This window comes from Pseudoalteromonas sp. 11L1 (assembly GCF_055397545.1).
The window spans coordinates 2,338,747-2,350,129 of record NZ_AP041141.1; the positions used below are offsets into that span (position 1 = coordinate 2,338,747).

12 protein-coding genes are annotated in these 11,383 nt (G+C 39.9%); 6 read left to right on the forward strand and 6 right to left on the reverse strand.

Features of this window, described 5'->3' with window-relative positions:
• Positions 1-77 precede the first annotated feature (77 nt).
• Positions 78-263 (forward strand): hypothetical protein, encoded by a 186-nt coding sequence (locus ACZ5WS_RS11010; protein WP_178956151.1) that lies wholly within the window; start codon positions 78-80, stop codon positions 261-263.
• A gap of 160 nt (positions 264-423) precedes the next feature.
• A complete protein-coding gene (locus tag ACZ5WS_RS11015; protein WP_232735505.1) occupies positions 424-1,101 on the forward strand; it encodes a hypothetical protein in 678 nt (225 codons plus the stop codon).
• A gap of 56 nt (positions 1,102-1,157) precedes the next feature.
• Here the strand turns inward: ACZ5WS_RS11015 and metG are convergent, their stop codons facing one another.
• Entirely contained in the window at positions 1,158-3,182 is a 2,025-nt protein-coding gene (gene metG, locus ACZ5WS_RS11020; RefSeq protein WP_041708923.1) for a methionine--tRNA ligase, read from the reverse strand.
• A gap of 177 nt (positions 3,183-3,359) precedes the next feature.
• Here metG and apbC point away from each other — a divergent pair, with 177 nt between their 5' ends.
• Together apbC and dcd are read left to right on the forward strand one after the other, a co-directional pair.
• Positions 3,360-4,436 (forward strand): iron-sulfur cluster carrier protein ApbC, encoded by a 1,077-nt coding sequence (apbC, locus tag ACZ5WS_RS11025; RefSeq protein WP_138606020.1) that lies wholly within the window; start codon positions 3,360-3,362, stop codon positions 4,434-4,436.
• 2 nt (positions 4,437-4,438) lie between these two features.
• On the forward strand, positions 4,439-5,023 hold the full coding sequence (dcd, locus tag ACZ5WS_RS11030; RefSeq protein WP_138606022.1) for a dCTP deaminase: 585 nt from the start codon (positions 4,439-4,441) through the stop codon (positions 5,021-5,023).
• Positions 5,024-5,048: 25 nt separating this feature from the next.
• On the opposite strand, the gene ACZ5WS_RS11035 is transcribed toward dcd, so the two are convergent.
• Positions 5,049-5,831, reverse strand: coding sequence for a CLCA_X family protein (locus tag ACZ5WS_RS11035; RefSeq protein WP_464708644.1), 783 nt, complete (start codon positions 5,829-5,831; stop codon positions 5,049-5,051).
• A gap of 18 nt (positions 5,832-5,849) precedes the next feature.
• Positions 5,850-6,443 (reverse strand): tRNA-uridine aminocarboxypropyltransferase, encoded by a 594-nt coding sequence (locus tag ACZ5WS_RS11040; RefSeq protein ID WP_464708645.1) that lies wholly within the window; start codon positions 6,441-6,443, stop codon positions 5,850-5,852.
• 131 nt (positions 6,444-6,574) lie between these two features.
• Here ACZ5WS_RS11040 and ACZ5WS_RS11045 point away from each other — a divergent pair, with 131 nt between their 5' ends.
• Together ACZ5WS_RS11045 and ACZ5WS_RS11050 are read left to right on the forward strand one after the other, a co-directional pair.
• On the forward strand, positions 6,575-6,919 hold the full coding sequence (locus ACZ5WS_RS11045; RefSeq protein WP_464708646.1) for an Hpt domain-containing protein: 345 nt from the start codon (positions 6,575-6,577) through the stop codon (positions 6,917-6,919).
• 127 nt (positions 6,920-7,046) lie between these two features.
• Complete coding sequence (locus tag ACZ5WS_RS11050; protein ID WP_138606030.1) at positions 7,047-8,264, forward strand: pyridoxal phosphate-dependent aminotransferase; 1,218 nt, start codon at positions 7,047-7,049, stop codon at positions 8,262-8,264.
• 33 nt (positions 8,265-8,297) lie between these two features.
• Here ACZ5WS_RS11050 and ACZ5WS_RS11055 read toward each other — a convergent pair whose 3' ends face one another.
• The 3 genes from ACZ5WS_RS11055 to purB form a co-directional block, all read right to left on the reverse strand.
• A complete protein-coding gene (locus tag ACZ5WS_RS11055) occupies positions 8,298-8,756 on the reverse strand; it encodes a GNAT family N-acetyltransferase (RefSeq protein WP_138606032.1) in 459 nt (152 codons plus the stop codon).
• A 9-nt stretch (positions 8,757-8,765) separates the two neighbouring features.
• On the reverse strand, positions 8,766-9,908 hold the full coding sequence (locus ACZ5WS_RS11060) for a ribosomal protein uL16 3-hydroxylase (protein ID WP_464708647.1): 1,143 nt from the start codon (positions 9,906-9,908) through the stop codon (positions 8,766-8,768).
• A gap of 80 nt (positions 9,909-9,988) precedes the next feature.
• The gene (gene purB / locus ACZ5WS_RS11065; protein ID WP_464708648.1) at positions 9,989-11,359 is read right to left on the reverse strand and encodes an adenylosuccinate lyase; all 1,371 of its coding nucleotides are present in this window, start codon (positions 11,357-11,359) and stop codon (positions 9,989-9,991) included.
• Between the last annotated feature and the right edge of the window lie 24 nt (positions 11,360-11,383).

Sequence of the window (11,383 nt, forward strand, 5' to 3'; positions counted from 1 at the left end):
TGTACAGTGTTTCAGCACTTTTTTATTTTTTGATGTACCGCGCCTAAAATCGATAAACAGTCCCAAGTGAGAATAATATGCATACTAGACAAGATGATAATAAAGTAATAAATCAACAAAACACCTATGATGCTGGTGGGCTTAGTGCTGATGATCCCTTGGCGGCAATTAAGGCTATTCGACTTGAGCAGTTGGCACAATGTCGGCTAAAAACACAAAAAGAAGTGCAAGCTGATCTTAAAAAAATAAACCCTAAGCGATAATAATTTGCTAAATTAAATTTATGAATCTTAAACTTCGGATAGTGCAATCAATTCCTTATCTATAAAACACCCTCATCAGGTTATTTCCTTTATTGCTTGGTTATGCGCCTTAGTTGTGCTGTTGATAGGGCTAATATCACCTAACAATAAAGAAATTTTATTGCTATTAACAGTGAGCTCGCTGTGTTTGCTGATGTTTAATAGTGTGGCAATTACGAGCTGGGTATTTCACCAGTTTAAAGATAAGCAGTTACGCTTTATAGCGCTTCTATGTAGCGTAGCTTTAATGCTGTGCATAGTAGGGGATGTAATTAACTTTAACTTATCCCAGCACTATCATCGCTATGCAACGTTAATAAAGCATGACTATTTAATTGATTCAATTTTATTGTTTGCACCTGGCTATAGCCTTTTATTTTTAGCCTGTATGTTGGCCTATAAAAGGCAGCAAGCTATATCGCGACTAAAAAGCACCTGTTTCATAGTTGCGGTACTGGTTGTAAGTGCTACGTCACTCGCCTCTATGTATCTTGATGGAGCTGGTATACCAATTTTAGCTATGACAGGTTTTTATAGTGTGGTGGTAACTGCCGTGGGGCTTATGGGTCTTGTGTTGGTTGTTACTTATGGTGGTTTTTATGCTCCTAAACCAATTATATGGGTGAGCTTAGGGCTTTTACTAGCTGCATTGGCTGATGCCATTATTGGTGCTTTTTGGATTTATGGTAACCAAGGACAAGGTTTTTATCCTCAGGTGCGCTATATAAATTGGTTTATCTATATTAGCTCCCAATGCTTAGTGATTCATTTAGCAAAAGTAGTCGCTTTAGCTAAATAACGTCAACAATAAAAAAGCCGCTAAATATTTAGCGGCTTTTTAAACAAGCACAGTGCTTACATTACTCGCATACCAGGCTCTGAACCATCGTCTGGGTTAAGAATGTATATTTCTTTACCGCCCGGGCCTGCAGCAAGTACCATGCCTTCAGACATTCCAAAGCGCATTTTACGTGGTTTAAGGTTAGCAACCATCACAGTTAGCTTTCCTTCGATGTCTTCTGGTGCGTAAGCTGATTTAATGCCTGCAAATACTTGGCGCGTTTCGCCGCCTAAATCAAGAGTTAACTTAAGCAGTTTGTCTGCGCCTTCTACGTGCTCTGCTTTAGCAATTTTAGCAACGCGTAAATCTACTTTTGCAAAGTCATCAAATTCAATCTCAGCTGCGATAGGCTCTTTTGCCAGTGGGCTATTAGGATCGATTTTGTCTTTTTCAGCGATTAAGCTTTCTTTTGATTCTTCAACCATTTTATTCACTTTGTCCATTTCAACACGTTGCATTAACGGCTTAAATTTATTGATAGGGTGGCTTATTAGTGCAGTTTGCACACCTTGCCATGTAAGCTCATCATTTAAAAAGGCTTCAACATTTGTTGCCATACCAGGTAGTACAGGCTTCAAGTAAGTGATCAGCACGCGAAATAGGTTAAGTCCTAACGAACATACCTGATGCGCTTCTTCTTGCTTAGACTCGTCTTTAATAAGCACCCAAGGCGCAGCATTATCAATAAATTGATTTGCTTTATCAGCAAGCGCCATAATTTCACGGATTGCGCGGCTGTATTCACGATTTTCGTAATGTTCAGTAATAGTGGCTGAGGCATTTTGAAACTCAGCAAGCAGCTGTGGTTCCATAATTGTGTCGCTTAACTTACCGTCAAACTTTTTAGTAATAAAGCCAGCACAACGGCTCGCAATATTAACTACTTTACCCACTAAGTCTGAATTTACACGCTGTGCAAAATCTTCTAGGTTTAAGTCTAAATCGGTAATACCACTATTAAGTTTAGCTGCGTAGTAATAACGTAAAAATTCAGGATCTAGGTTATCTAAATAAGTACGCGCTTTAATAAACGTGCCTTTTGATTTAGACATTTTCGCGCCATTCACCGTAACAAATCCATGAGCAAATACGTTAGTAGGCTTTCTAAATTGAGCGCCCTCTAACATCGCAGGCCAAAACAGGCTGTGGAAATAGATAATGTCTTTACCAATGAAATGATAAAGCTCAGCGTCAGACCCTTCTTGCCAAAACGCATCAAAGTCGATGCCTTGTTTGTCACATAAGTTCTTAAAGCTCGCCATATAACCAATAGGCGCATCTAGCCATACGTAAAAATATTTACCTGGTGCGTTTGGAATTTCAAAACCAAAATAAGGTGCATCACGGCTTATGTCCCACTGCTGCAAACCATCGGCAAACCACTCATCTAGCTTGTTCGCCATTTCTTGCTGGATTGTGCCTGAGTGTAGCCATTCTTTAAGCATGCCTTCAAAGGCTGGTAAGTCAAAAAAGTAATGCTCAGAATCTTTTAAAATAGGCTCAGCACCCGACATGACAGAGCGTGGGTTGATTAGCTCTGTTGGGCTATAAGTTGCGCCACAGGCATCACAGCTATCACCGTTTTGATCTTCTGATTTACAGGTAGGGCAGGTGCCAGTAACAAAGCGGTCTGGCAGAAAAATACCTTTTTCTGGATCGAATAACTGAGAAATAGTGTGCTTTTTAATATGACCGGCATCGTTAAGGCGGTTATAAATAAGCTCACTAAATTCTTTATTTTCTTGGCTGTGAGTGCTGTGGTAGTTATCAAATTTGATATTGAAATCAGCAAAATCGCGTTGGCGCTCTATGCTAACGTTTTTAACCATTTCCTCAGGCGTGATCCCTTGCTTTTGCGCATTAAGCATAATAGGTGTGCCATGAGCATCATCGGCGCACACATAGTATGCTTCGTGGCCTTGTAGTTTTTGAAAACGCGACCAAATATCAGTTTGAATATACTCTAATAAATGCCCTAAATGGGTAGGGCCATTGGCATAAGGTAATGCGCTAGTAATCAGGATCTTTCGCTGTGCCATAATCATTCCGAATTAAGCGTTCCTAGTCAGGAACAGATGAAAATTATTACATTATCGATAAGCGCGGTAGTAACAGAGTACACTGCTTATGGATATTTACTAATTGACTGGTGTTAATGCCCTGAATGTTACATAATTCCGTGGCACTTTTCATCAAAGAAACGCTATTTTATTGCTATGTTTGGACTGTCGAAACTATTCTCTGCTAAATCGGTGCAAAAACAACCGATTATTTCTGCTCTAGCGGCCTATCGCAGCGCCGCTTTTGCTGTGGGTATTGAGCAAGATTTTATTGCTGATATTACTCAAAACACCGATAAATCAATTACTGTTAAACTCATTCTTCCGTTTGCCGCGCAATCTGAAATGCCCTATGTCGCTAAATTTTTAGCTGAGCGACTTAAAACTGAAGTAAATGTAAGCGCGGTTGTGGCACTTAAAGAACCAGCAAAATTTAAAGCTATAAAACATATTATCTTAGTGGCCTCAGGTAAAGGCGGAGTGGGTAAGTCAACTACTGCTGTTAACATTGCTGGGTCGCTTAAAAATGAAGGCGCTAAAGTAGGTATTTTAGATGCTGACATTTACGGCCCGTCTATTCCTATGTTGTTCGGTTTGGTAGGCAGTGAGCCTGTTACTAAAGACAACAAACAATTACAACCATTTGATGCCAGCGGCATTAAAGCGCAATCTATCGGCTTTTTAGTGCCTAGCGACGATGCTACCGTATGGCGAGGCCCCATGGCCTCAGGTGCACTTAGTCAGCTATTAAATGAAACCGATTGGGGTGAGCTTGATTACTTAATCGTCGATATGCCCCCAGGCACTGGCGATATTCAATTAACCATGAGCCAAAAAGTACCAGCCAGTGGCACTGTAATTGTTACTACGCCACAAGACTTAGCGCTAGCTGATGCGCAAAAAGGCATCGCTATGTTTAATAAAGTAAACGTGCCAGTGCTTGGTTTAATTGAAAATATGAGCCATTACATTTGCGGCCATTGCGGCGAGGCTAATCATGTATTCGGTAAAGATGGCGCACAAAAATTAGCCATGAAGCATGGTGTTCCTGTGCTTTCGCACATTCCGCTTGCGATTAATATCAGAGAATCCTCTGAACAAGGTAAATTGATTGCCAATGATGCAAGTGCCGCTATAAGTGAAACCTACAGTGCAGCCGCACGGCTCATTGCCAGCACGCTTTACTATCAACAACATCACAACGCGATTGAAGTTGTGATTACGGAAGATTAAAAATGAGACTTTCAGATACACATATAAAAGAATATTTAAACGATGGGCGGATTGTTATTGAGCCAGCGCCAACCAGTGAAATGATTTCAGGGGTGACTGCGGATCTTCGTTTGGGTAATAAGTTTAGAACTTTTCATGCCCATAATGCTGCTTACGTTGACTTAAGTGGACCAAAAGATCAGCTCAATAAAGCGTTAGAATCAATAATGAGCGACGAAATTGTATTAGATGAAGGTGAAGCGTTCTTTTTACACCCTGGTGAGCTTGCATTAGCAATAACCTATGAAAAAGTAACGTTACCTGCTGATATTGTTGGCTGGTTAGATGGACGTTCGTCACTGGCACGTTTAGGTTTAATGGTGCATGTCACCGCACACAGAATCGACCCTGGTTGGAGTGGTAATATTGTCTTAGAGTTTTACAACTCGGGTAAACTGCCGCTTGCGCTCAGACCTATGATGAAGATTGGTGCAATGAGTTTTGAAACGCTCACCGGCCCATGTGAAAACCCGTATAACACCCGTGTTGATGCAAAATATAAAGATCAAAATAGCGCGGTGGCAAGTCGTATCAGTGATGATAAATAGTAATTCTGATTTTTAGAAACGATTACTATGTTTGTTGATGAAGCGCGTAACCTAATAATTGAAAATATTGGTTAAGTGCTTCATTGGCTTGTAGCGTTTGGCTAAGCTCAGGGTAAATTAAATTATTACTGCTTAATCCACTGACCAAAAAGCTATTTTTTATTCTTTGGTGCTGATTTATACAGGCTTCAAAACACCGAGCTGCAAGCTCCTCTGGCATACTCATGTATTGCTGCTTGTGTGCCTTATCAAACGCGATACAGCGTTGTACAAATTCATTCGCATCTTCCCCGTTTCGCGCTAAAAATACCTGCTTATAAAATTGATTAAGTGCATCATTAAGTGGATGGCTCAAATCAGGAGAGTTTGATAGCCATAACTTAGAGGCGAAACCAAAGCGGGTTTTTGATTTAAACAAATGCTCACTAATATGATGGTCGAATGCATGAAACCACTCATGGGCTAAAGCACCGCCGCCTGCGTTTTTTGCCAGTGCGAGAGTTTGGTCATAAGCATTATAGTGTGCTTGCACACCTTTTTGTCCGCCATGGCCAAAGGCAAAATTAAGTTTACCGCGAAGGCCAATTGCTGTTGGTGGTAAATGTAAAATTTGCGCTAAATCAGCCAGTGCATCATAAATTAAATTGGCACTAATAAAGCGCTCTTCTTTAGTCACCCACTTACCAACCACCATCGAACGAAAACCAAAAGTCGTTCTAATATCGCTAAAATCAACTTGGTCGTCAAAACGATAGTCAGGGCCTTGGCGTGAGAATCCGCGCTTTAATCGAGAAGGGGTATTACGCATTAGTTATTTCATTTTTAATTACAGGTAACGTGCTTTTACGTGAGCGGGCATATGTTGGGTTTGTTTGGTAATTAATTCATCTAATAAATCATACAACGGCGCCGGATTGAGTGCTTCAATAAGCGATAAACTATGCGCTACTGCCTCTAGCGTTGACAAGCTATCTGCTCTTGGAGCTTTACGAATAGTATAACGGTTCGTGGGAATTTGGCGAAAGCTTACTGTTTTAAACTTTTGTAATAGTGGGGTTAATTGCAAAATTTTAAAAGCTTTATTCCATGTACCATCGAGCACTATTAAATGTGTAATGGGTCGCACGTTTTCACTGTTATTGGCTACATCTAACTCAATTGCGTCCTCGTTTGGATAGAGTAACACGGTCGAGCTGAGCGGCAGCTTTTGCAAGCAAGCAAAATCTTGATTATTTTCGCCTATAATTATTTTGCATCGCGTTAAACTTAATGCCAATAACTGTGCCGTATTTTTACTAATTTTTGCTTCACTGGGGTGCTGTAACACAACAACCTGAGTTTGATTATCAACACAGGTGATTGCATTGCAAATACAGGTGCTTAGCGAAAAATTACAGCGTTCACAAAGGGCACGTGCCATAAGCTAACCATTCGATTAATACATTTAACTTAATTATACATTTTTGCATTAATAAAGTTGGTTTTTTTTGTGCTTAGATATAGAGTAAGAGATGAAGTATAAATTGCAGGAACGCATTATAGGGCATCAATATGACAGAAATCAGTATCGACGAATCCGCTTTAGAAAGTATGGAATCGCTATTAGGTGAACAATTTCCAGATACGCTGGAATTTTGTTGTGCGGAATTTGAGCGCTTAGGGAACGAAACTATTGCAGCGCTTGGCCAAGATAAAGAGGCTGCAATTCGCCATTCTCATAGCCTTAAATCAAATGCGGCTCAATTTGGAGCGGCAAGTTTAGCCGAAGTGGCACGTTTAATTGAATATAATTTAAATAATGATAACGAGGAACAGGCTGTTGATGCAGCAAATAATTTAATGGCGCAAGTTATTGGCTCACAAGCAAAATTAAATGAGTGGCAAGCTCAGAGGTAAGCTCGTTTAAAAAGAACAGAATAGAATGTTAACGTGAATTTTTTTCAGTTTTAAGCGCTTAATTTCCCTAGTAATTCACGGCTTTACTGAGTTAGTCTTAAGACTAACTTGCTCTTTAGAGGTAACAATGTCAGAAATAAAAAAGAGTCATAAATTAGACGGCGTCTGTTATGACATCCGTGGTCCCGTTTTAGTGCAAGCTAAAAAAATGGAAGACGAGGGCCAAAAAGTACTTAAGCTTAATATTGGTAACCCCGCGGCGTTTGGTTTTGATATGCCAGAAGATATGCACCGCGACATTATTCGTAATTTATATTCTGCTCAAGGTTATTGTGATTCTAAAGGGCTTTACTCTGCGCGTGTTGCTATTTATCAGCATTACCAACAGCGAGGTTTACACAACTTAGACGTTGATAATATTTACATTGGCAACGGTGTGAGTGAACTTATTCAAATGGTTACTCAAGCGTTGTTAAATAATGACGATGAAGTATTAATTCCTGCACCCGATTATCCGCTTTGGACTGCGTCGGTAAAGCTAGCAGGCGGTAACCCTGTTCACTATTTATGTGATGAAGAGCAAGATTGGTTTCCTGATATTGATGATATTAAAAGCAAAATCACCTCGAAAACTAAAGCATTGGTGTTAATAAACCCTAATAATCCAACAGGGGCAGTGTACAGTGATGCCTTGCTTGAAGAGTTGATAAGTATTGCCCGAGAGCACAAGCTTTTACTGTTAAGTGACGAAATATACGAGAAAATTCTGTACGACGGCGTTACCCATACTTCTATTGGTGCATTGTGCGACGATATTCCCATTATTACGTTTAACGGTTTAGCTAAGACATATCGTGCCGCTGGTCTTAGAATGGGTTGGATGGTGCTAAGCGGGCGCACTGCCTTAATGACAGATTTAATTAAAGGCCTCGATATTCTTGCCTCAATGCGTTTATGCGCAAACGTCCCTGCTCAATATGCCATTCAGCAAGCATTGGGTGGGGTACAATCCATTGACAGTTTAATTGACCCCGGAGGTCGCTTATACGAGCAACGAGATATTGCTTGGCGTGGATTAAATGCAATTGAGGGGATAAGCTGTAAAAAGCCAAAAGGGGCGCTGTATGCATTTCCCAAAGTTGATACAAAATTGTTTAATATTAAAAACGATGAACAAATGATGTTTGACTTGTTAAAGGCAGAAAAAATATTATTAGTACATGGGCGCGCTTTTAACTGGCCAGATCCCGATCATTTTAGATTGGTGTTTTTACCTAATAAAGATGATCTAAGCAGTGCAATGATGAAAATGCAGCGGTTCTTCAAAGATTACCGACAAGAATAAAGTAAAAAACGAGCCAAATGGCTCGTTTTTTGGTTAATGCACTAAAGTAAATGGCCGTGTTTCAAAGCATGTAATAGGGCATTCCATTCGCTGTCTTGGAATGCCAGCTTCCATAAAAACGTGCCCTTGCACAGTAAAGCCGTTATTTTTGAATCGTTCTACTTCATTTAAAATACAGTTAATACTGACAGCCTCAATACCTTGCTCTTCGGCAAGCTTTACAATGAAATTAAGTAGAGATTTATAAACGTTGCGATTGCGGTGCTGGGGTAGTACGGCAATTCTACCTATTAAACCATCATTACATAATCGACCTGTGGCAACAGGTGAGTGCATATTATCGGTAACCAGAATATGTTGAGCGAACGCATCTAAGCTATCAAATTCAATATTCTTTGGAATATGTAATTCGTAAACAAAAACACGCTCTCTTATTTGTTGAAGTTGATCTTTTTCACTTTGCCAATCAACTTTGTCAACAGTATAAACCATAGCCTCCTCCTAGCTAAACCAAATCCCCTCATTTACCAGTGTAGTAAAGGTTTCGATAAAATCTAGGCTAGGTGTGGTTGAATTCAGCAAGCTGCTATCAAATTCAATAAAATCAGTTAGCTGTTTTACAGCCTCTAAATCAGATAGCGGTAAAGGGTAGTTTTCGCCATTAACACTTAAAAGCAGCTCATCACCTATGCATTGGTAAATTGCACGCGTGCCACCAAGACGCTCAAATGTCACATCATTTTCAAGTTGTTGAATAATTTCAGCTGTACTAAACGGGTTTTCTTCAGGCGCTAAATCCATATCATGCTTAGGTTGACTTAATGTGTTTCCTAACCAGTTTTTAAATAAGTTGTCGTTTTCTATTAAAGCCTGCATTAACGTTTTTACTTTATCAACTTCGCTTTGCGTAAGCTCACCTTTTGAATCACGTAGCGCGAGGGTATGATCCGTGTAACGTTTTTGACCGCTTTCTGTGTCAATAATATGATCTGCAAAGCTAGACAGTAAATCTTGTTGATTAGGTGCTCTAAATCCGACCGAGTAGTTTAAAGCATTTTCAATGGCATAGCCTTCATGCGGACAACCTGGTGGTATGTACAAGATATCACCAGGCTCTAAAACACAATCAATTACTGCGGTGAAAGCTTCAACTTGTAGCAAGCTTTTATTTTGAGCAAATTGCTTTAATGAGGCGTCAGGTAAGCCTACACGCCAATGGCGTTTGCCTTCACCTTGTATAATAAATACATCATATTGATCTAAGTGTGGTCCAACACCACCGCCAGGGGTTGAGTAGCTGATCATTAAATCATCTATGCGCCAGTTAGGAATAAAACGAAATGGTTCAAGCAATTGTGCGGCTTCTGGGTGCCAATGATCGACTGCTTGCACTAATAAAGTAGCGTGCTCGTCGGTGAGTATTTCAAAATCTTCAAACGGCCCTTGATGGGACTGCCATTGCTGGTTATGGTTGGTTATAATACGCGACTCTATGCTGTCTTCCATAGCAAGGCCTGCCAGTTCATTGGCATCAAGAGGGTCTTTAAAGTCATTAAACCCTCTTTTGATTAACAGTGGTTTTTTTTGCCAATATTGATTTAAAAACGCTTGCTCAGATAATTCATTTATTTTTAATTGATACATAGAATGCCTATAACGTTAAGACCCAAATAAAAAAGCGAAAGGCAGGTACCTTTCGCTTTTTTATTAGTAGATTAGAGTAATTAAACTAAATCATCAATAAACTCAACAGCGCGACCAATGTAGTTGGCTGGGGTTAGCTTTTTCATTTCTGCTTTTGCAGCGTCTGGTAAATCTAAACCATCAATGAAGTCAGCCATAATTTCTTGATTTACACGTTTACCACGCGTTAAATCTTTTAGCTTTTCATACGGCTTTTCAATGCCGTATTTACGCATTACTGTTTGAATTGGCTCTGCTAATAGCTCCCAGTTTTGGTCAAGCTCATCGGCTAAACGTTGTTCGCTAACTTCTAGCTTGCTTACACCTTTAAGTGTTGATTGGTATGCAATAACAGCATAACCCATACCTACACCTAAATTACGTAATACGGTTGAGTCAGTTAAATCACGTTGCCAACGAGAAACAGGCAGCTTTTGCGCTAAGTGACCTAATATGGCATTAGCTAAACCTAAGTTACCTTCTGAGTTTTCAAAATCAATAGGGTTTACTTTATGTGGCATAGTTGATGAGCCAATTTCACCAGCAATGGTTTTTTGCTTGAAGTGATTAAGCGCAATGTATCCCCACATATCGCGGTCAAAATCGAGCAATATAGTATTAAAACGCGCAATAGCATCAAATAGTTCTGCAATGTAGTCATGCGGTTCAATTTGTGTGGTAAACGGGTTAAGTGTTAAACCTAGGCTAGCTACAAATTTATCTGCGTGAGTATGCCAGTCGTAATCAGGGTAAGCACTTAGGTGAGCATTGTAGTTACCTACAGCACCATTTACTTTGCCTAGCATTTCTACTTGGGCAATTTGATCACGTTGACGCTTTAAACGCATGTATACGTTTGCAAACTCTTTACCCATAGTTGATGGGGTTGCAGGTTGCCCATGCGTACGAGTCATCATTGGAATGGCTTTGTATTCAACAGCTTTTTCTTTAATTGCGCTTAATAGTTCATCGCAATAAGGTAAAATAACATTGTTACGTGCTTCACTTAACATTAAACCGTGAGATAGATTATTAATATCTTCAGATGTACATGCAAAGTGAATAAATTCATTAATGGCATGTAATTCAGCGTTATCAGCTACTTTTTCTTTTAGTAGGTACTCTACGGCTTTTACATCATGGTTAGTGGTGCGTTCAATGTCTTTAACACGCTGTGCATCGGCTTCACAGAAGTTATCGACGATAGCATTTAATAGTCCGTTTGCTTGCTCGCTTAAAGCTGGGACTTCTTTTATATCGCTTGCTGCAGCTAACGCTTGCAACCAACGCACTTCAACGGTTACGCGGTATTTGATTAATCCAAATTCGCTAAAAATACTGCGTAGTTCAGTGGTTTTGCTGCCGTAGCGACCATCAACCGGAGAGATAGCCGTTAACGCTGAAAGCTCCATAATAACTCCTAAATTTTAGTTTGA

Excerpts from the sequence above, each read along its gene's own strand:
- ACZ5WS_RS11060 (WP_464708647.1), bottom strand. The coding sequence starts at position 9,908 with ATGTATCAATTAAAAATAAATGAATTATCTGAGCAAGCGTTTTTAAAT.
- ACZ5WS_RS11050 (WP_138606030.1), top strand. The coding sequence starts at position 7,047 with ATGTCAGAAATAAAAAAGAGTCATAAATTAGACGGCGTCTGTTATGAC.
- ACZ5WS_RS11055 (WP_138606032.1), bottom strand. The coding sequence starts at position 8,756 with ATGGTTTATACTGTTGACAAAGTTGATTGGCAAAGTGAAAAAGATCAA.
- ACZ5WS_RS11040 (WP_464708645.1), bottom strand. The coding sequence starts at position 6,443 with ATGGCACGTGCCCTTTGTGAACGCTGTAATTTTTCGCTAAGCACCTGT.
- ACZ5WS_RS11045 (WP_464708646.1), top strand. The coding sequence starts at position 6,575 with ATGACAGAAATCAGTATCGACGAATCCGCTTTAGAAAGTATGGAATCG.
- metG (WP_041708923.1), bottom strand. The coding sequence starts at position 3,182 with ATGGCACAGCGAAAGATCCTGATTACTAGCGCATTACCTTATGCCAAT.
- purB (WP_464708648.1), bottom strand. The coding sequence starts at position 11,359 with ATGGAGCTTTCAGCGTTAACGGCTATCTCTCCGGTTGATGGTCGCTAC.
- ACZ5WS_RS11035 (WP_464708644.1), bottom strand. The coding sequence starts at position 5,831 with ATGCGTAATACCCCTTCTCGATTAAAGCGCGGATTCTCACGCCAAGGC.
- dcd (WP_138606022.1), top strand. The coding sequence starts at position 4,439 with ATGAGACTTTCAGATACACATATAAAAGAATATTTAAACGATGGGCGG.
- ACZ5WS_RS11010 (WP_178956151.1), top strand. The coding sequence starts at position 78 with ATGCATACTAGACAAGATGATAATAAAGTAATAAATCAACAAAACACC.
- apbC (WP_138606020.1), top strand. The coding sequence starts at position 3,360 with ATGTTTGGACTGTCGAAACTATTCTCTGCTAAATCGGTGCAAAAACAA.